A 19,903-nucleotide genomic window follows, 5' to 3' on the forward strand; every position below is an offset into this window, starting at 1 on the left:
TTAAGCATAAGATTTTCTTATACAAAGAAGATTTTGAAAAATTTGCGGAAGGTTTGACGGATGTTGTAAATTACATTAAGTCTAATCAGGAAGTAATCGAAAAACGATATGAGCCTAACTTTGACGATGCATATGCTGAGGAAGCTGATGGTCGTTCAAAAGATGATTTTTCGTTCTAACGTGTTGTAGAATGAAATCTCAATGAAAAAAGAAATAAAGCCACTCGCGTGGCTTTTTTTATGGCCCAAGGCAGTATGCACTTGGTTTGAATATATTCTATTGGTCCGAATGATGCTAAATGATGGCTAAAAAGTCGTTCAGTACCCTGTTGAATTTTTCGGGCTCTTCGAGATTTGGTAAATGTCCTGATTCTTCAAATTCCACGAATCTAACATCGGGAATATTTTCAATAAGAATATTTGTCTGCTCCTCACTCATCAATTTATCATGTTTACCTTTGATCACCAGGGTCGGGATAATAATCGTTTTTAGAGAATGCGTTGTATCTGTACGGGTAGCAAGTGCAAGTTGTGTTGCACAGATACTGGAAAGTTCATTTCTACGAATACAGCTTTTGATGAGTTCGACAGCCTCTGGGTTTTCCTGAATAGTTTTTTCGTAGAATACATTTTCCGTAAAACCAATCGCAAATGGTCTTCTCCCATATTTGAGTAATGCCTGTATCGAATCGAATCGTTTTTGTTTGGCTTTATTGTCGTCCGCAAGGGAGTTGGTGTCACATAAAATCAATCCTGCTAACTGTTGGCCGATCAGCTCATAGGTGCGCAGGGCGATATAGCCACCCATGGAGATGCCGCAGAGCACAACATGGTTGAGGTCCAGTTTGCGTATAAATTCAACAATATCTTTGGCAAACACATCAACCGAAAAGAAACCATGTCCATTTGTGCTGAGGCCGTGTCCCCTGACATCAATGGCTATCCCGGTGTATTTTTCGTCAAGATCCAGTAATTGCTGTTTCCAGGTATTCTTGTTGAAAGGGAATCCATGGATAAATAGAACGGTTTTAGGGGCGGGGTATGATTTACTGTGGCGGATATAATACGAGATGCTGATGTCTCCAATGCGGATTTTGCTGAGTTTTAATTCTCTTTTGCTCATGAATAATAACATTTGTCAGTGTCTGAAAAAAAAGTTGATATCTTAAATATAATATTATCAACGAGATAAACGAAATGTTGTTTCATAAAGTTGAAAAAAGAGAAAAAATGTTTGTTAAATCCATAAATATGTCGATATTTGCATCACCAAAACGGAAAAGAATAAAGATCTGTTTTGGTTGCCTAGCGCTCCTAGCTCAATTGGATAGAGCATCTGACTACGGATCAGAAGGTTAGGGGTTCGACTCCCTTGGCGCGCACAATATACAGGTTCTGTATACTTAAAAAGAGGCATTCCTAGCTCAATTGGATAGAGCGTCTGACTACGGATCAGAAGGTTAGGGGTTCGACTCCCTTGGAGTGCACAAAAGCCAATCTTAAGGATTGGCTTTTTTACTGAAAGAAGGTGCTGTACATGGTATTAGAGGGAGATATGGAAAGTTCTTTTAAAAAAAAGTTTGTAAAAAAATGAATTCTGACTATATTTGCGTCACCAAAACAAATGGGACAGAGTTCTAAACGTAATGGTTTACTGCGCTCCTAGCTCAATTGGATAGAGCATCTGACTACGGATCAGAAGGTTAGGGGTTCGACTCCCTTGGAGCGCACGACTGAAAAGCCTAGTCATCATCTGTGATTAGGCTTTTATTTTTTAACTCGTTTTAATTTCTTAAATAAAACTATGCTAAACCTTGTAATATTTGGCCCTCCGGGTGCAGGTAAGGGAACTCAATCTGCAAAGCTTATTGAAAAATATCAATTGATACATATTTCAACTGGTGATATTTTTAGAGCACATATTAAAGGTCAAACGCCACTTGGTCAACAAGTAAGCCAGATTATTGCTGAGGGAAATTTAGTGCCAGATTCGATTACGATAGCAATGCTGGAAGAAGAAGTGAAAAAAAATCCTGATGCAAAGGGATTTATCTTTGACGGATTCCCACGTACTGTTGCTCAAGCAGAGGCATTGGATGCTTTTTTGGAAGGTATCAACACCTCAATCTCCGTCGTAATCGCACTGGATGTAAATGAAGACGAATTGAAAGCGCGCATCGCCAAACGCAAAGAGATTTCTGGCCGTTCGGATGACGATGCTGATAAATTGGTGAAACGCATTGATGAGTATTTTACAAAAACTATTCATGTGTTGCCTTATTATGAAGCGCAAGGTAAATTATCCAAAGTGGATGGCATTGGAGAGATTGATACAATCTTCAAAAGCCTAACGGATATTATCGATAATTATTAATTGAAATAAATACTTTTTTAGACAGTAATACATTGTAATGGCGCAAGGATCGAATTTTGTTGATTATGTGAAAGTGTGTTGTCGTTCGGGACATGGGGGGGCAGGTTCGGCTCATTTGCACCGTGACAAGCATACCGCTACAGGTGGTCCGGATGGTGGTGACGGAGGCCGTGGAGGACATATCATCCTAAAGGGAACGACGAATATCTGGACATTGCTCCATTTGAAGTACCGCAAACACATCATTGCCTCTAATGGGGAGTCCGGGGGCAGTTCTTTACGGACTGGTGCTACCGGCAAGGATGAAATATTGGAAGTACCTTTGGGTACCATTGCAAAGGATGCGGAGACCGGAGAGGTGTTGTTTGATATTACCGAAGATGGGGAGACGAAGATCTTGGTTCCGGGAGGAAAGGGTGGTTTAGGTAACTGGCATTTTAAGTCGCCTACACAACAGACACCCCGCTTTGCGCAACCCGGAATGCCTGGCAAAGAGCAATGGATGATTCTCGAACTGAAGGTACTGGCAGATGTCGGTCTGGTAGGTTTTCCAAATGCTGGTAAATCAACCTTATTGTCTGTCGTTTCGGCCGCAAAGCCTGAAATTGCCAATTACCCATTTACCACTTTGGTGCCCAATCTCGGTATGGTGAGCTACCGCGATAACCGCTCGTTTGTGATGGCGGATATTCCGGGGATCATTGAGGGGGCTTCGGAAGGCAGAGGGCTCGGCTATCGTTTCTTAAGACATATCGAGCGGAATTCAGTGTTATTATTTATGGTGCCAGCTGATACCGATCGGACAATAGCCGAGGAGTATGGTATTTTGCTGAATGAGCTGACAGCATATAATCCCGAACTGGCGGATAAACCCAAGTTGTTGGCAATCACAAAATCGGATATGCTTGATGACGAACTTGAAAGGGAAATGGAAAAGGAACTTCCCGAAGGGCTTCCCCATATTTTCATTTCGTCTGTTGCCGGTAAGAATATTTTGCCATTGAAAGATATGATCTGGAAAGCAATCAATTCCTGATCGCAAAGGAACATGTTATAAAAACGCTTCATTTATGAAGCGTTTTTTTTGAAATCACTTTTTATTGTTCCCGTTTTTCGTCCTAGGATCGCTATCTGGTTTAAAAACAATCAGACGGTTCTGAAGGAAATAAAATGCCACGCGGCTATAAGGTCGTTGTACTCACAAAAAGATGGGATCCACGTCCTATTTTTTAGGAAGATGGGCAAAATTGGTTATTCTTGCTCAACGTAGGTTCGTGAAGCTGTGAAATGGTTTTCAGTATGGATGGTGATATCGGGATAAAATGTATAATCTTTCAGAGTTTTTTACTAATTTCATTGACAAATTAATCTAAAATGAAAGCAGAAGATGAAAAATATTGCGTAGAATGTGGTCAGGCAATTCATGTCAAGGCAGAGGTTTGTCCTTTTTGTGGGGTGAGACAACCTATATTCTATGCGAATCAACCCTTTCAGCAACAGAACCGTAGCCTGCAGGATGATCGCTGGCTGCCCGCTTTGTTGTTTTGTTTTTTTCTAGGCCCGTTCGGGGCGCATCGTTTCTATCTGGGGCAGATCGGAACGGCAGTGATCCAATTGGTCACCTTAGGGGGCTGTGGAATTTGGTGGCTGATTGATATGATCATGATCATTGTTGGTAAATACAAGGATGCGGATGGCCAATACATTAAAAGTCCGATAAACAATAATTAATGGTCTATCTCGTACTGAAATACCTTCGGTTGCATTGGATCTATTCCATCGCAATGGGGTATTTTAGTATCGCTATAGGGCTTTATATGGTGTCGGGCATTCATATCCTTATTCCTTGTCTCTGGAAGGCGATCTCAGGACATGAATGCCCGGGCTGCGGACTCACAACGGCTTTTATTGCGCTGTTGCACATGAAATGGGGGGATGCCTGGTCAGCAAATCCAATGATCTTTGTCCTTATCCCGGTATTTATTTTTTTGATTTTGAAAGACTTTCGGCGATTTAAACGTCGATTGTCGCGTGCGGACTAAAATAATTGAAAAATGTTTTTCACTTTTAACTGATATGTCGTAACTTTGTCTCCCGTGAAAATTAAAGTAGAGTCTTTATTGGTAGGTGCCTTAGGAAACGGTTTGTCAATCGTGGTAATGCATTGTTAATTAATATTTTAGCCCATTTGAGGGCTTTTTTTATATCCAATAGGAACGGTTTTAAAATTCAGAACAGAAGAGATACACATTTTATAATATTACATCGATAATGACCAACTACAGCAAATTGCCTGCAATTTTAGTTTTAGAAGATGGTACAGTTTATCACGGTAAAGCCGCTGGTAAAATTGGTACGACTACTGGTGAGATCTGTTTTAATACAGGAACAACCGGTTATCAAGAGATTTTTACAGATCCATCTTATTTTGGACAAATCATGGTAACAACCAATGCACATATTGGTAACTATGGTATTGATGAGGATGATACCGAGTCAAATCAAATTCAGATTGCGGGACTAGTTTGTAAAAACTACAACATCAACTATAGCCGTAAAATGGCCGATGAATCTATTCAAAGCTATTTTGAAGAAGGAAATTTGGTGGGTATTTCCGATGTGGATACACGTTCATTGGTAAGGCATATCCGTGATAAAGGAGCAATGAATGCAATTATTTCTTCCGAAACACTTGATGTGGAAGAATTAAAAAGCCAATTAGCAAAAGTTCCTTCCATGGATGGACTTGAACTGTCTTCTAAAGTAACTACTGCTGAACCTTATTTCTTTGGAAATGAAAATGCATCTTTACGCGTCGCAGTGTTGGATTTGGGGATCAAGAAAAATATCTTGCGCAATTTTGAAGCACGTGATGTTTATACAAAGGTTTTCCCTGCTAAGACTACATTTGAAGAAATGGAAAAATGGAATCCCGATGGTTACTTTATTTCAAATGGTCCCGGTGATCCTGCTCCAATGGATTACGCCATCGAAACGGTAAAATCTATTTTGAATGCACAGAAGCCGATGTTCGGTATCTGTTTGGGGCACCAGATCTTAGCTTTAGCCAATGGTATTCGCACCAGTAAATTGCATAACGGACACCGTGGTATCAATCACCCGGTCAAAAATATTATCGCTAACCGTTGTGAAATTACTTCACAAAACCATGGTTTTGGTGTCGTAGCAGAGGATATCCAAAATTCCGAAAATGTGGAGATTACACACGTTAATTTGAACGACCAGTCTATCGAAGGTATCCGTATTAAAGGACAAAAAGCATTCTCGGTGCAATATCACCCTGAATCATCTCCAGGTCCACACGATTCACGTTACCTGTTTGATGATTTCGTTGCAATGATCAAAAACTAAGCAAACGTAGTATACCATAAAAAACCTCCCTATTGTGGAGGTTTTTTTATGGTATTTGCTGAACCAATTATTCAGATTGGTCATATTTTATTCACAATAAATGACGGATTAAATACATTTTTTGTTATATTTGGTTGTGAAAAATGTCTGTAGATAAGAGTGTGTCTTATTTACACTAAGTAATGAAAATAAATTATAGTCTAATAAAGAGATGAGTTTAATTATCGATGTTCATGCGCGTCAAATTTTGGATTCGCGCGGTAACCCTACAATTGAGGTAGATGTTACTACACAAAATGGTTTTGTTGGTCGTGCAGCTGTTCCTTCAGGTGCTTCAACAGGTGTTCACGAAGCAGTAGAATTGCGCGATGGCGACAAGTCAAAATACTTGGGTAAAGGTGTTTTGAAAGCTGTTGAAAATGTAAATACCAAAATAGCGAAAGCTTTGGAAGGCGTAGATGTTTTCGAGCAAAATGCCATCGATAAAATCATGATTGATTTAGACGGTAGTGAAAATAAAGGTAATTTAGGTGCAAACGCTATCCTTGGTGTTTCTTTGGCTGTAGCAAAAGCAGCTGCACAAGAGTCACGTCAACCTTTGTACCGTTATATTGGTGGGGTTAACGCAAATACATTGCCTATCCCAATGATGAACATCATCAACGGTGGCTCTCACTCTGATGCGCCTATCGCATTCCAGGAATTTATGATCATGCCAGTAGGTGCTCCTTCTTTTTCTGAAGCATTACGTTGGGGAACAGAAGTATTCCATACCTTGAAAAAAATCTTACACGATAGAGGTCTTTCTACTGCTGTAGGTGACGAAGGTGGATTTGCGCCAACGTTTGAAGGAACAGAAGATGCAATCGAGACTGTATTGAAAGCGATTGAAATTGCAGGTTACAAACCGGGTCAAGACATCTGTTTGGCATTGGATTGTGCTTCTTCTGAATTCTACAAAGATGGTAAATATGATTATGCTAAATTTGAAGGCGATAAAGGAGCGGTACGTTCTAGCGAAGAACAAGCAAGCTATTTAGCAGAATTGACAGCGAAATACCCAATTATCTCTATCGAAGATGGTATGGCTGAAGATGACTGGACAGGATGGAAAACATTGACTGACAAAATTGGTGATCACGTTCAATTGGTAGGTGATGATCTTTTCGTAACAAATACAAAACGTCTTCAACAAGGTATAGATACCCATACTGCAAACTCTATTTTGGTAAAAGTAAACCAAATCGGTTCATTGACTGAAACGATCAACGCGGTTACTTTGGCGCAAAATTCTGGTTACACTTCAGTAATGTCTCACCGCTCAGGTGAAACCGAAGATGCAACGATTGCTGACTTGGCAGTTGCGCTAAACTGTGGCCAAATCAAAACAGGTTCGGCTTCCCGTTCTGACCGTATGGCTAAATACAATCAGTTGTTGCGTATCGAAGAAGAATTGGGTGGTAATGCTCGCTTCATCGGCAAAAACTTTAAATATGCAAAAAAATAGGTTTATCCTATCATGCGAATAAAATAAGGCCTAATCTGTAGATTAGGCCTTGTTTTTTAATTTAGTTTTATCCCGGAAAGGAGAATAGGAATTACAATTTAATGGATTGTATCCCTTCTACTTCGATCATGACTATGATTGTATTTATGTATTCTGTTCCATTTCATGAGTACCTCATTTTTGAACCACAGCTGATATTCTTCATTATATGCATTTTCATAGGTTATCAATTCCATTACCGAGTCGTCATTCAGGCGGTCTGCGCCAGCGACTCTATATTGCTTTCCCATGGTATTGATCACTTCTTGTTTGCTCATACCCAGCTTTATTTTTTTTATGTTTGAGTCTGTTTCCATTATAGCTCGTTGGGCACCGCATGATAAGAAGACCAGTAAGATAAATGAGAATGCTGCAAATATTTTTGCCATAGATATAAAATTAAAATAAGGTATTTCCTGTTGCTTTATTCGGGTATTTGAGATTGAGATCAAATGTTTCATTGATTTTTTTGATAAAATGAGTCGCAAGCAACGGCGATTCAATCTCGACATTCTGATGGATAAAAAAGTACAGTTTCTGTAATCCATTATCCCGCCAAAGTTTTAGCACTTCTATCCAATTGTCCAAGCGTTCGTAATCCGAGGGATGATTGGCGCCCACATACCTCACAAAAGCGACCGGGCTGGTGAGGCGCATATGCAGCATGTCTCTTCTTCCGGCCGTATCTACCAATACATTGGTCACGCCGGTCTCCTCCAATAACGTATAGAGTTCTTTTGTTACTTCAGGTTTTGAAAACCAGTCTTTATTTCGGACTTCCAATGCTAATGGGACATCCTTCGGCCAGTCGTGTAAGAATAGTTTTAAACGGGCCATATCTTTTGGATTGTAGTTGTCATGCATCTGCAGAAATACCATGCCTAACTTTTCGTCAAATTGGACAACGGCATCCGTAAATAGTTTGACCTTATCCGTTGCATTCAGCAATCGGCTGAAATGACTGATGGACTGTGGGACTTTTGGGAAGAACTTAAAGTCTGCCGGTGTTTTCTGTTTCCAGGTTTCTACCTGCTCTCGGCTGGGTGTGCTGTAAAATGTCGCATTCAGTTCGATACTGTTAAACTGATTTGCATAGTAGACAAGTTCGTCTTTCGTCCCCTTTGGATAAAAGCCCTTTAAATCTTGCTTGTTCCATTTTGCGCAGCCAACATACACTTCAAATGGTTCGTCGTTTTTGAAATGCTGCAAAAGGGTTAAGGTCTCTTTTGGAGTAGGTGGTAGGGTGAAATCTACCTCTTCGGGATGATCTACTTGGCCAAATTTCATATTGTTTTTTTTCTTGATTTATGATCAAATAATACATGCGCGAGCAATGCCAATAGCGTATACAGGGTTCCAACGGCTATTACACCGGGCCATTGGAAGTGTTGCCATGCCTGTGCTGCAAAAAAGGTGCCTGTTGAACCGCCAATAAAATAGCTGACCATATATACAGTGTTCAGGCGGTTGTTGGCGCCGAGGTTCAGCGCGTAAAAATCACTTTGGTTTAGGATATGCATGGATTGCAGTCCAAGATCAATGAGAATAACTCCAATGATTAACCCCCAATAGTAATTTCCGAATAACGCAAAGAGCAGCCAGCTAAATACCATTAATAAGATAGCATACAGGATAATTTTAGCGGTATCTATGAATACGGTCGCCCGATTGACAAAAGCTGCAGCAAGAGCGCCGCAGGCGCCGACAAGGCCAAATGCTCCGGCGGTAGCCGGTCCGTCAAAAAATGGCGGACCTTCGATGTGGAAAACCAACGTCGTAAAGAAGGCCGAAAATGCACCAAATCCCATGGCTCCGCGAAATGCGGCAAGTTGCAGTACCGGTTGTTTTCTGGCGAAGTTCCATACGGAAAGCATCAATTCTTTATAGGTACCCTTAAAGTTCGGAGCTACCTCAGGAAGCTTAACGGCGATAGTCAATGCCGTAACCACCATGACCCCAGTAGCGATCCAGTACATTTCGCGCCACCCAAAGTAAGAGCCGACAAAACCACTGACCACACGCGATAATAATATGCCGATCAATAATCCGGACATCACCATGCCTATCGCAGCGGCTTGTTTCTCCTTTGAGGCAAGCTCTGCCGCCATTGGTACAAAAACTTGTGGTATCACCGATGTAAAACCGATCAAAAAGCTGAAGATTAGGATAGAAACAATGGAATGGGAGAGGGCCATTCCGGCCAAAGAAAGAATAATAAAGATAAAATCAATCAAGATCATTTTCTTTCTTTTGAACATATCCCCCAATGGGACTATCAACAATAGGCCGCAGGCATAGCCGATTTGTGTCAGCATGGCCGAATTACTTACGGTAGCTTCACCAACATCCAGATCCTTTGCAATCAGTCCCAATAATGGCTGATTGTAATAGTTGTTGGCAACAACCAAGCCAGTGGCGATGGTCATCAGCCATAAGGTTGCCTGAGATAATTCTGTTTTGGAATCAGTACTAGGAATCATCAGTTAATGTAATTCGTCCCACAAATCCTGAAATTTTTGCTTTAAGGCAGCGACCTCCTGTTCGAGTTGTCCAACACGTTCCAAGAGCGCCTGATCTGCGACAGTGGAATGTGAACTGCCGGCATGTTCAAAAGCTTCCAGATTTACCTCGCCAAGCAGGTGAATATACCGCACCTCTTTATGACCGGCTTGTTTTGGAAGGGATTTCAGGTAGCCTCCTTGCGACAGCCTTTCCAATTGTTCAGTAATTTCACTCAATGATTCGAATTCGTAGAGCCTACCGGCGCTTGAATTAATTTCACCCGCCGTTAGCGGTCCGCGCAGCAGCAATAGGCAAATGATAGCCAGTTCGGATGGTACTAGCGCAAATTGTATGGCAAAATTGTGTTTATACTTGGTTACCCTGGATCCACCACCGATAACGGTTGAAATCAATCCTCTCTTTTTCAGGATGTCCAGTGTATTGACGATGTCTTCTTCGCTATATTGAACTACAGGCTTGCGGGAAGTTTTTTGATTGCATGCAGCCTGTAAGCTGTTGATCGTCATGGGATAATATTCAGGGGTCACCTTTGATTTTTCAATCAGAGAGCCTAGGACACGCTGTTCCATTGCAGACAATTGAGGCAGATTAGTCGTTTCCATGTTATTTTTGATGTATCTATTTATGATCGAATATAAGTTTAATGCCAAACGGTGCCCGACATCAACTTAAGGTTTTGTTCTTATCCAAAGATGCCCTTTTTCCCATACAACTCCAAAATATCTGATTGATATTGTTGGATAAAATGGGATTGCTTTAGTTTTTCTTATCTTCGCATGAATAAAATAAGATTTAAAGTGCTCAAGATAGCTTTTCATCCCGAATTTATCCATCCGGTCAAAGAAGGACATCGTTTTCCGATGTTAAAGTATGAGTTGATCCCGCTGCAGTTAAAGCATGAAGGATTGGCCAATGAAACTAATTTTTTCAGACCTGAACTGGCAAGTTTTGAGACCTGTTGTCTGGTACATGATCCGGCCTATGTGGCAAAACTGTTCGATTTGACCCTGGATCCAAAAATGGTGCGCCGGATCGGATTCCCCTTAAGTAAGCGCTTGGTAGACCGTGAACGCTACATTTTGGATGGGACAATTCAGGCTGCCTGTTATGCCTTAAAATATGGAGTGGCTTTTACGGTTGCAGGTGGAACGCACCACGCGGGTTATGATTTTGGTGAAGGTTTTTGCCTGCTGAACGACCAAGCTACTGCTGCAGGTTATTTATTGCAACATAACCGGGCAGATCGAATCCTTATTATTGATCTGGATGTCCATCAGGGAAACGGAACGGCACATATCTTTGAAGGGCACCAACAGGTGTTTACCTTCTCGATGCACGGCGAGAAAAATTATCCCTTTATCAAGCAACGTTCACACTTGGATATTGGACTCGCTGAAAATATAACTGATAAAGAATATTTGGAGATCCTGAATAAAAATCTGCTGGAATTATTTGATCGTATCCGGCCTGATTTTGTTTTTTATCAGGCAGGTGTGGATATCTTAGCAACAGATAAACTAGGCAGATTGAATTTAAGTCCAGCGACCTGTGCACGAAGGGATGAACTCGTACTGGGCTTATGTCATCAATTGCATATTCCTGTTCAGGTAAGTATGGGCGGGGGGTATTCGCCCCGGATCAAAGATATTGTCAATGCACATTGCCAAACATTTAAAATAGCAATAGATTTATATCATTTATAAAATAAGAATATGTTTTTTCACCAAGACGCAACTTTTGAAGCATTATCCATACACCGTGTAGGAAACAAAGCACAGGACGAGTTTTATATCCTGTCAGACGCCCCTGTATCCCTCGAGGGCGATGAAGTATTACCTGGACTTTTGATGCAGTACTTTATGAGTCCCTTTGCTAAAGTGAACGAAGTATATCGTCTATATCATCCCAATGATGAGCTGGACCTGAACGAGGTATTCTATTTTGTTCGCCAGTACTTTAAAGAACAGTTACCCTTTCATGATTTTTCCCAGCAAATTTCGAAGCACCTTTATGAGGTATCCAGCCACCCCAAGATTAAAGCAGGGGAGGTGTATGTGGTTGCGCTAAAAAATGTACAGATTGAAGGCGAGGAACACGACGCGATCGGCATATTTAAATCGGAAAACAAAGAGACTTACCTAAAAGTATATCCTGAACAAGGTGCGTTCACCTTAGAATATGAACAGGAAGCGATTAATATCAATAAGTTGGACAAAGGCTGTATCATTATCAATGTGGAGGAAGAAGAAGGTTATAAGGTTCTTGTGCTGGATCAAACCAATAGACAGCAGGAAGCCGTTTATTGGAAAGATGAGTTTCTGAAACTGCGCGTGCGCAATGACAATTTTAATCAGACCGGAAATTACCTGAAGGTCTATAAGAATTTTGTTCAGGAGAAACTCGATGAAACATTTGAACTTGAGAAAGCCGATAAGATCGATCTGATGAACAAGTCAATGAACTACTTTAAGGAAAAGGAAACTTTTGTTCAGGAGGAATTTGAGGAGGAGGTATTGGGTAATCCCCAGGCTATCGCCCTGTTCCAGGATTATAAAGCAGGGTTTGAAGATGAGTTTGATTCACCCTTCCAGTCGAGTTTTGAAATAGCAGACAAGGCGGTCAAAAAGATGGAATCTTCTTACAAATCCGTGCTGAAATTGGATAAGAACTTTCATATCTACGTGCATGGAAAACGGGAATATCTTGAAAAAGGATTTGATGAAGATAAAGGGATGAACTATTATAAGGTCTATTTCGAAAACGAAAGTTGATGATTTATGGTAAAGCGCAACAAAATTGCTATTCTTACTTTGGTATTATTCATTGGGCTGCTATTCTTCTTATCGCTGATTGAAAGCAATAGTTCATGGATCGAAGCTTTTTATGCGCAGGGATTTTACAGGTTTTACGGCTATATTCCGAAGTATATTTTTGGCTATATTCCTTTTAGTGTGGGGGATATTTTTTATGCTTTCGCGCTTATTTTTTTATTTTATCGGCTGGCCAATCTCATCCGAAAAGTATGGCATAGAAAATGGACCGATGCAGGCCGAGCTTTTTTATTTTTGCTAAACCTGTTGTTTGGACTCTATATTTTCTTTTATATCTCCTGGGGATTAAATTATTACAGGAAGCCGATCAGCATAAATACCCAGCTGAAGGTCGATAGCTTGCGGCTGGCGGATTACCTCATGGTGCTTGACGAATACCTGGATAGTACAAACGCTTTACGGGGACAGGTGGACCCTGCTGAGTGGGGCCAAAGGAAGGACCATATGCGGGAAGATCTGGCGACCTGGGTGAAAAAAGATACTACATTTTCTTCTTTTTTGTCTGGCAGTCAGATCAACGCCAAATCTCCATTAAATAGCAGGATCGTTTCTTATTTTGGTGTTTCGGGCTATTTTAATCCGTTCACGCATGAAGCGCAGGTCAATTATGCTATGCCAGCCCTATCTTTTCCGTTTACGTATGTGCATGAGCTTGCCCATCAACAGGGGGTAGGTTTTGAGGATGAAGCCAATTTTATCGCTTTTGTTCGCTTGCAGCATCATCCACAGGCTTTTTATCGTTACTCAGCGTATTTGCAAACAACGCTTTATATGCTGGGCGAACTTCGTGGCATGTACCCGGAGCTTTCTAAAGTGTATCAAATCAAATTGAGTAAACCAGTACTGGAAGATGTGGCAGCGGAGCGCTTATTTTGGAGCAATTATACGGGCTGGATTAACGACCTGATGGGGCTGTTTTACAACCAATACTTAACACATAACAATCAAAAAGAGGGAATTGCAAGATATGATCGCATGACGAGATTGGTGCTCGCTTATGAACTCAAAAAGAGAGGTTGTCATTGAAGTTTATCTAAAAATGAATAACTAAAAAAACAGCATCAACCTTAAAGATGCTGTTTTTTATATACATTTCGCTTGTTCTATTGAGTCGAAATCAGTTCAAAGGAACCTTCCGTGCCTGCACTACCAGAGTAAATCTGTCCCTGTGGCAATCCCCGGAGACCTGTAGGCGCAGTTTTAATGCGGTCATAAATGTTTCTTAGGTCTGTGTTTGCATTGACAGCCCTACCACCCGCTACGACATCTGCATAGATGTAATTTGGTGACTTCTTGTCTGTTGTCTGTGGTTTTATACTTCCCGTAGCCAAGGTAACCTTGACTTTACCACCATTTCCATTGGGAAATGTTTTTGTGCCATTAAAAGCATCATCACCTTTAGCAATAATATACAATGATCCTAGTTTTTGAAAATTGGCATTGATATCAAAGTTGGCGCCATTATTCTTCCCGTCTGTACCATAGAAAGTCGCCTTGTTACCTATTTCCGCATAACCTACGGTGATTTTAACATTTTTCTTTCCATAAAAGGAAAGTGTAGCGTTATCCTTCATAATCAATGTGTCGATATGAATAACGGCTGTGGAATCTTTGCTGTCAATATTTTTCTTGGCTTTTTTTCCAATTTCAAGTTTAGAAAAATGCTGTGTCTCCTGCGCTTTACCGACAAAGGTAAATGCGAAGCAAAAAAGAAAGCCTAAAATAAGTTTCGATTTCATAAAGCTTTAATTATATGTAACTAATTAATAGTTTGACAATTGAAAGCCCAAAGAGTTTAATTTTTACCCAGATATTTTACAATTAACTTAGCTGTTTTTTCTGAGGCGCCAGGTGAGCCAAGTTTCTCTGCCAGGATATCGTAATTTTCCATCACACTCGCCCGATGCGCTTTGTTGTTTATGAGTTCGCCCACTTCATAGGAAATATCATATGCTGTACAATCATCCTGAATAAGCTCGCGTACGGACAGAAAATTATTAATCAGATTGACCAGGGATATAAACTTTACTTTTACCACAAGCTTTGCTATCCAGACAGATATCGGATTAGCTTTGTAAACCACAACCTGTGGAACTTTCAATATCCCTGTTTCAAGGGTTGCCGTGCCGCTAGTGACTACGGCAGCTTCCGCATTATTGAGGATATCATAAGTTTGATTGAAAAGAACGGGAATATCAATACCCTTCAAAAATTGCTTGTAATAAGATTCGTCAAAATTTGGAGCACCGGCAATGACAAACTGGTGGACAGGAAAAAAATAGGGTAGTTCGGCCATGATCGGCAGAAGTTTAATGATCTCCATCTCCCGACTGCCCGGTAATAAGGCAATAAGCGGTTTGTCTGTAAAACCGTTTTCTTCCCTGAATTTCGGATTAAAAGGATACGTTGAAATCGCATCTAATAGGGGATTGCCTACGTAATCGACCGGCATACGCCATTTTTTATAGAAATCCACTTCAAAAGGTAGGATACAGAACATGTGATCAACAATTTTTTTGATCTTTTTGACGCGGCCCTGATTCCATGCCCATACTTTTGGTGAAATATAGTAACATGTTTTGATCCCATGTTTTTTTGCAAATTCAGCAATTTTCAGATTGAAACCCGGAAAATCGATGAGTATGACTGTATCGGGCATTTCTTTTAGAAGATCACTTTTAACCGCTTTCAAATTTTTGGATATCTTACCCAGATTTTTCAAAACTTCCACAAAACCCATAAAAGCCATTGCTGAGGTATGTATCAATGCTTTTTCTCCTGCCGCTTCCTGCATTAAATCTCCACCTACAATGTTGAAGGTCGCGTCGGGATCTTCATTTTTAAGCGCTTTGATCAGATTGGCACCATGTAGGTCGCCTGATGTTTCACCTGCAATAAGATAGTATTTCATAGAAAAGTGATTATGTATTGGCGCAGTTTTTCATCGGTAAAAATGAATCCATTGCACCCGGTTTGTTATTTAATGCCCATATGGAAGAAACAGTATTTTTTTACCAGTATTTATGCCTTCCATTCGGGCTATTTAATAGCATGTTGTTTTGACTTGTTAAAGATAATATTATTCTAAAGATATGATGAATTTGAGGGCATTATTCCATATCTTTAATTAACGATGTTTAACTTCGGAAGAAAATATCGGTAGTCTGAAAGCTAAATAGTATTTTTGTCCTATGCAACGATTATGGTCTTTAATAAGAAATAAGTATTTATTAGCCACTTTGGCTTTTTTGGTGTGGATGTTATTTTTTGATAGAAATGATTTTGCTACGCAATACAGCTACCAAAAGCAAAAGGCTAATTTGGAAACCGAACGCTCCTTTTACCTGAAAGAGAATGCAGCCATTATAAAGACGATTAACGATATCCGGTCCAACCCACAGGAAGTGCAGCGTATTGCCAGGGAGAAATATAAAATGAAAAAGGAGAATGAAGATATCTACGTCGTATCTAAAGTCGCTCCCCAAGAAAAGCCTTAAATAAGAAAGACCATCATAGAAATACGATGGTCTTTTTTTGTATATAGAAATGGGGTATTTTTAATTTGCAGCTTGAGCTACCAAGCCTAGGTACAAAGGCTTTTTCTCGTCATTTGCCTTACCGATCAATATCAATGAATAATAGTAATTTTCTACCAGTTTGATATCTTTGCGTGTTGCAATTGTTTTTCCGGCTTTATCTTTGGCAATGACATCAAAAGTGCCACTTTTTTGCGCGATGAATCCTTGGTGGGCAGTAGCTGAATTTTGTGTTTCTTTCGCCCGTTTCGTCCATTCTGTTGGAGAAGTCTGACTGCCAATCTGAAGGGTTACCTGATCTGTTCCCTCCGCAAGATTAAAGAAACGTAAACCGGATTCCGTGTTTTTGATTTCCTTGTTAATTTTATCTGTTGTAATTACCTGAACAGGCTTCTCTTTGGTACCGTAAACAAATGAGGTGTATATCGTGCTGTCTTTGATCGTAACTGTTGTGTCAACAAGGATATTGTTATACTCCGCAGAAACGGCTATTTTTCTTGCTCCGGTGAATAGGCCAACTATAGGTCTATAGCTTTTAAATTCCATGGGATAATTGGGATTTTGTAAAGGCCCCCCATCGGCGTAATAGATGACTGCATTAGCGTCACTGTAGCCATTGACCATTGTAAAGAGAGCCGCTGGAATTCGTTGGTCATCGTCATCTTTCAAACAGCTGGATAGTAAGAATGTTGCTAAAGCGATGGCAATAAAATTAAATAATCTATAGTTTTTCATAACCGTGTAATATTAAAATCTATTTTTTGTGTAAACACATTGCGCTTGTGTTGTCTATTATACGGTGGTGACATACACTTTGCTACAGTTAGCTGTAAAAATAATAAAATTGGGGTTTATTTTAATATAATGGCTATCTCCGAAGATATTTTTCTCAGCAACCATTCCCAAAGCGCTGTCGAATATAGTTGGTACTTGAGTGGACTTTGGTCCGCGTTTGTGCATTCTTTTAAAAAAGGCACAGGCTTTGTTAATTAAAAAATATTGATAATTTTGAGTTATGAACAGTAGAATCAAAAAGATTGCAACAGGTATGTTTGAGCGCTTTAGACATCGTAAAATTACGGAAACGGAGTTGTCACAAGCGGAATCTAAGGCAAAAAATCTAGGAAGCTATGTTGGCGATTTTAAATTACTGATCGCCATGTGCAAGGATGCAATTACTGGTAAGTTTAAAATGAACAGCTGGAATCTATCCATTATTATCGGGACTATTATTTATGTGGTTTCTCCGGTAGATGCAATTCCGGATTTTATTGCCGTAGGTGGTTGGTTAGATGATGTTGCTATTGTTGCCTATGCAATCCGGAAGCTTTCAGAAGAAATAGAACGATATAAATTAGAACGACTGGGCTGGCAGGCCAACAAATAAAAAAAGCTACTTTTTAAAAGTAGCTTTTTTTATGAAGTAGTAAGACTATTCTTAATGTTTGAAATGTCTTACACCAGTAGTTACCATTGCAATGCCTTTTTCATTGGCCATATCAATGGATAATTGATCTTTGATGGAACCGCCTGGCTGCAAAACGGCTGCAATACCTGCATTTGAAGCGATCTCTACACAATCTGGGAAAGGAAAGAAAGCATCTGATGCCATTGCACAGCCTTTTAAGTCAAAACCAAATGAAACTGCTTTTTCAATTGCCTGTTTTAAGGCATCAACCCGTGATGTCTGCCCAACACCTGATGCTAACAAGGTGCCATTTTTGGCAAAAACAATGGTATTTGATTTCGTATGTTTTACAATTTTATTGGCAAAATATAAATCTTCCAGTTGTTCAGCTGTAGGTTTTACTGTGGTTACGGCGACCATTTGCTCAGGCGCTTCAATTGTGTTATCCTTATCTTGAAGAATGACACCATTCAATAAAGTTTTGAATTGTTGAGCAGGTAATTTTACATCTTTACGCACTAGGATAATTCTATTTTTCTTGGCCGTAAGGATAGCAATTGCTTCTTCAGAATAAGCAGGTGCGATTAAGACCTCGAAGAACAAATTATTGATCTCCGTTGCTGTTGCGCCATCCACTTCACCGTTAGTAATCAAAACCCCGCCAAATGCTGAAACAGGATCACATGCCAAAGCATCGATCCATGCTTGTTTGATTGTTGGGCGAGAGGCCACACCACAAGCATTTGTGTGTTTTAGGATGGCAAATGTAGGTTCCTGAAATTCGTCAATTAAAGCAACGGCAGCATCTACGTCAACCAGATTGTTGTAAGAAAGCTCTTTTCCATTTAATTTGTCGAACATGTTGTCCAAGTCACCAAAGAAGATACCTTTTTGATGCGGGTTTTCACCATATCTCAATACTTGAGCTTTTTGCTCGGATTGTTTAAATACTTCAATTGGATTTTCTTGATTGAAATAATTGAAAATTGCCGTATCATAATGTGATGACGTATTGAATGCCCGTTTTGCAAATTCTTTACGTTGTTCAAGTGATGTATTACCTTCTTGATTCGCTAGCATCTCTTCAAGTTCTTTGTAGTCATTTTTAGAAGAGATAATCACAACGTCATTAAAGTTTTTCGCTGCAGCACGAATTAATGAGATTCCACCAATGTCAATTTTTTCGATGATATCTTGTTCAGCAGCTCCGGATGCAACAGTTTCTTCAAATGGATACAAATCCACGATAACTAAATCGATCTCTGGTATTTCATACTGAGCAAGTTGCTGTTGGTCCGATTCAAGCGGACGGCGTGCCAAAATTCCTCCGAAAACTTTTGGGTGCAAGGTCTTAACACGGCCTCCTAAAATCGAAGGATAGCTTGTCAAGTCTTCAACAGGAACGACAGGTATACCTAAATCTTTGATAAATGTTTCTGTCCCTCCAGTGGAATAGAATGTAACACCGTATTTGTTTAATAATTCAACTAAAGGAGCTAGGCCGTCTTTATAATAGACTGAAACCAAAGCATTTTTAATCTTTACAGGATGGTTCATTATGATGGATTTGTTTCGTGGCGCAAAGATAAGAATTTAAAGTCTTGATGTCAATAAATCAAGCACTTTTAAATAAAGACGGGCGTATGTCCTCATACGCCCGTCTTTAGTGTATTATACTAAATTGAGTTTCGCTTTCAATTCTTCAGAAATCTGATTGGTAATGTCCCAAATCGGTTCAGGTTCGTCAGTATTGTTAAATATAACTTGATCACAAGAATCCTGAAATGGCAATAAATACTCGTTATATGAAGGAAGCACATGGTTAACCCATTTGTACATGACATCATCTTCAAAATAACCACGTTCGACCAAATCACGATGTAGCCTTCTGCGGAGTGCGATATCCTGATCTGCACTCAGGAAGATCTTGTGGTTAATAAGCGCGTTGATTTCTGTATAGTAGAAAATGAATAACCCTTCGATAATCAGTATGGGGGCTGGCTTGATCTCTAATATTTTTGGAGTTAGCGAAGGATTATTAAAGGTATATTCTTCTTTATAAATCGTCTCTCCATTAAAAAGTGCTTTGATATCGGTATAGAAAGCTTCTCTGTCTATGGATGTTGGGATATCAAAATTATAGAGTCTATTTTCCTCTTGTGTCTTTGTATTGGCAGGGATATAATAGTCATCTTGAGAAATCAAGGTGGCTTCATCGGTTTTAAAATGTTTCAAAAAACTATTCAAAAAAAATGTTTTTCCAGAACCACTACTTCCGGCAATCCCTATGACATACGGTTTGTTATTCATTCTT

At 39.9% G+C, this 19,903-nt stretch carries 22 protein-coding genes and 3 tRNA genes; 15 read left to right on the forward strand and 10 right to left on the reverse strand.

The annotated features are described in order from the left end of the window. A partial coding sequence (locus tag B4G94_RS17440) for a DUF3276 family protein (protein WP_286860613.1) occupies positions 1-179 on the forward strand: 179 nt, incomplete at its 5' end. A 115-nt stretch (positions 180-294) separates the two neighbouring features. Here B4G94_RS17440 and B4G94_RS17445 read toward each other — a convergent pair. After that, positions 295-1,122 (reverse strand): alpha/beta fold hydrolase, encoded by an 828-nt coding sequence (locus tag B4G94_RS17445; protein ID WP_286860485.1) that lies wholly within the window; start codon positions 1,120-1,122, stop codon positions 295-297. A gap of 185 nt (positions 1,123-1,307) precedes the next feature. Here B4G94_RS17445 and B4G94_RS17450 point away from each other — a divergent pair. The 9 genes from B4G94_RS17450 (at position 1,308) to eno (ending at position 7,252) form a co-directional block, all read left to right on the forward strand. Further along, positions 1,308-1,381 (forward strand) — tRNA-Arg (locus B4G94_RS17450). A gap of 31 nt (positions 1,382-1,412) precedes the next feature. Beyond that, positions 1,413-1,486, forward strand: a tRNA-Arg gene (locus tag B4G94_RS17455). A 169-nt stretch (positions 1,487-1,655) separates the two neighbouring features. Then, positions 1,656-1,729 (forward strand) — tRNA-Arg (locus B4G94_RS17460). Between the two features lie 74 nt (positions 1,730-1,803). Continuing rightward, positions 1,804-2,373 (forward strand): adenylate kinase, encoded by a 570-nt coding sequence (locus B4G94_RS17465; RefSeq protein WP_104382693.1) that lies wholly within the window; start codon positions 1,804-1,806, stop codon positions 2,371-2,373. Between the two features lie 37 nt (positions 2,374-2,410). Next, positions 2,411-3,409 carry a GTPase ObgE gene (gene obgE / locus B4G94_RS17470; RefSeq protein WP_108632343.1) on the forward strand — a complete coding sequence of 333 codons (999 nt, stop codon included), beginning with the start codon at positions 2,411-2,413 and terminating at the stop codon, positions 3,407-3,409. Between the two features lie 338 nt (positions 3,410-3,747). Continuing rightward, positions 3,748-4,104 (forward strand): TM2 domain-containing protein, encoded by a 357-nt coding sequence (locus B4G94_RS17475; RefSeq protein ID WP_286860488.1) that lies wholly within the window; start codon positions 3,748-3,750, stop codon positions 4,102-4,104. Then, positions 4,104-4,415: a DUF2752 domain-containing protein gene (locus B4G94_RS17480; protein WP_286860490.1), complete on the forward strand. Its 312-nt coding sequence runs from the start codon at positions 4,104-4,106 to the stop codon at positions 4,413-4,415. Before B4G94_RS17475 ends, B4G94_RS17480 begins: the two co-directional genes overlap by 1 nt. A 229-nt stretch (positions 4,416-4,644) precedes the next feature. Next, positions 4,645-5,745 (forward strand): glutamine-hydrolyzing carbamoyl-phosphate synthase small subunit, encoded by a 1,101-nt coding sequence (gene carA / locus B4G94_RS17485; RefSeq protein ID WP_108632340.1) that lies wholly within the window; start codon positions 4,645-4,647, stop codon positions 5,743-5,745. A 211-nt stretch (positions 5,746-5,956) separates the two neighbouring features. After that, complete coding sequence (gene eno, locus B4G94_RS17490; protein WP_108632339.1) at positions 5,957-7,252, forward strand: phosphopyruvate hydratase; 1,296 nt, start codon at positions 5,957-5,959, stop codon at positions 7,250-7,252. 98 nt (positions 7,253-7,350) lie between these two features. On the opposite strand, the gene B4G94_RS17495 is transcribed toward eno, so the two are convergent. From B4G94_RS17495 to B4G94_RS17510, 4 genes are all read right to left on the reverse strand, one after another. Beyond that, positions 7,351-7,569 carry a hypothetical protein gene (locus B4G94_RS17495; RefSeq protein WP_146190968.1) on the reverse strand — a complete coding sequence of 73 codons (219 nt, stop codon included), beginning with the start codon at positions 7,567-7,569 and terminating at the stop codon, positions 7,351-7,353. A 121-nt stretch (positions 7,570-7,690) separates the two neighbouring features. Next, positions 7,691-8,578, reverse strand: a complete 888-nt coding sequence (locus B4G94_RS17500) for a DUF72 domain-containing protein (RefSeq protein ID WP_286860495.1) — start codon at positions 8,576-8,578, stop codon at positions 7,691-7,693. Next, on the reverse strand, positions 8,575-9,771 hold the full coding sequence (locus B4G94_RS17505) for an MFS transporter (RefSeq protein ID WP_286860497.1): 1,197 nt from the start codon (positions 9,769-9,771) through the stop codon (positions 8,575-8,577). The genes B4G94_RS17500 and B4G94_RS17505 overlap by 4 nt, the downstream gene beginning before the upstream one ends. A gap of 3 nt (positions 9,772-9,774) precedes the next feature. Beyond that, a complete protein-coding gene (locus tag B4G94_RS17510) occupies positions 9,775-10,416 on the reverse strand; it encodes a YceH family protein (RefSeq protein ID WP_286860499.1) in 642 nt (213 codons plus the stop codon). 174 nt (positions 10,417-10,590) lie between these two features. Between B4G94_RS17510 and B4G94_RS17515 the strand changes: the two genes are divergently transcribed. Genes B4G94_RS17515 through B4G94_RS17525 form a run of 3 tightly spaced genes read left to right on the forward strand, consistent with a single transcriptional unit; the run spans position 10,591 to position 13,671 of the window. Beyond that, positions 10,591-11,517 carry a histone deacetylase family protein gene (locus B4G94_RS17515; protein ID WP_286860501.1) on the forward strand — a complete coding sequence of 309 codons (927 nt, stop codon included), beginning with the start codon at positions 10,591-10,593 and terminating at the stop codon, positions 11,515-11,517. Between the two features lie 9 nt (positions 11,518-11,526). Further along, positions 11,527-12,585, forward strand: a complete 1,059-nt coding sequence (locus B4G94_RS17520) for a nucleoid-associated protein (protein ID WP_165306284.1) — start codon at positions 11,527-11,529, stop codon at positions 12,583-12,585. A 6-nt stretch (positions 12,586-12,591) separates the two neighbouring features. Then, positions 12,592-13,671 carry a DUF3810 domain-containing protein gene (locus B4G94_RS17525; RefSeq protein ID WP_286860503.1) on the forward strand — a complete coding sequence of 360 codons (1,080 nt, stop codon included), beginning with the start codon at positions 12,592-12,594 and terminating at the stop codon, positions 13,669-13,671. A 77-nt stretch (positions 13,672-13,748) separates the two neighbouring features. Here B4G94_RS17525 and B4G94_RS17530 read toward each other — a convergent pair whose 3' ends face one another. Together B4G94_RS17530 and lpxB are read right to left on the reverse strand one after the other, a co-directional pair. Continuing rightward, positions 13,749-14,384, reverse strand: a complete 636-nt coding sequence (locus B4G94_RS17530; protein ID WP_108632331.1) for a hypothetical protein — start codon at positions 14,382-14,384, stop codon at positions 13,749-13,751. 56 nt (positions 14,385-14,440) lie between these two features. Continuing rightward, complete coding sequence (gene lpxB / locus B4G94_RS17535; RefSeq protein WP_286860504.1) at positions 14,441-15,556, reverse strand: lipid-A-disaccharide synthase; 1,116 nt, start codon at positions 15,554-15,556, stop codon at positions 14,441-14,443. A gap of 280 nt (positions 15,557-15,836) precedes the next feature. On the opposite strand from lpxB, the gene B4G94_RS17540 reads away from it, so the two are divergent. Then, positions 15,837-16,142 (forward strand): FtsB family cell division protein, encoded by a 306-nt coding sequence (locus B4G94_RS17540; RefSeq protein WP_108632329.1) that lies wholly within the window; start codon positions 15,837-15,839, stop codon positions 16,140-16,142. A 60-nt stretch (positions 16,143-16,202) separates the two neighbouring features. Here the strand turns inward: B4G94_RS17540 and B4G94_RS17545 are convergent, their stop codons facing one another. Further along, positions 16,203-16,916: a DUF4397 domain-containing protein gene (locus B4G94_RS17545; protein WP_286860506.1), complete on the reverse strand. Its 714-nt coding sequence runs from the start codon at positions 16,914-16,916 to the stop codon at positions 16,203-16,205. Between the two features lie 280 nt (positions 16,917-17,196). Between B4G94_RS17545 and B4G94_RS17550 the strand changes: the two genes are divergently transcribed. Beyond that, entirely contained in the window at positions 17,197-17,568 is a 372-nt protein-coding gene (locus tag B4G94_RS17550; RefSeq protein ID WP_286860508.1) for a YkvA family protein, read from the forward strand. 51 nt (positions 17,569-17,619) lie between these two features. Here B4G94_RS17550 and purH read toward each other — a convergent pair whose 3' ends face one another. Next, positions 17,620-19,146, reverse strand: coding sequence for a bifunctional phosphoribosylaminoimidazolecarboxamide formyltransferase/IMP cyclohydrolase (gene purH / locus B4G94_RS17555; RefSeq protein ID WP_286860510.1), 1,527 nt, complete (start codon positions 19,144-19,146; stop codon positions 17,620-17,622). 114 nt (positions 19,147-19,260) lie between these two features. Next, positions 19,261-19,899, reverse strand: a complete 639-nt coding sequence (locus tag B4G94_RS17560; protein ID WP_165306291.1) for a uridine kinase family protein — start codon at positions 19,897-19,899, stop codon at positions 19,261-19,263. Between the last annotated feature and the right edge of the window lie 4 nt (positions 19,900-19,903).

Origin of the sequence: Sphingobacterium sp. UBA7625 (assembly GCF_002484085.1) — a bacterium.
In the GTDB taxonomy this organism is placed as follows: Bacteria; Bacteroidota; Bacteroidia; order Sphingobacteriales; family Sphingobacteriaceae; genus Sphingobacterium; species Sphingobacterium athyrii.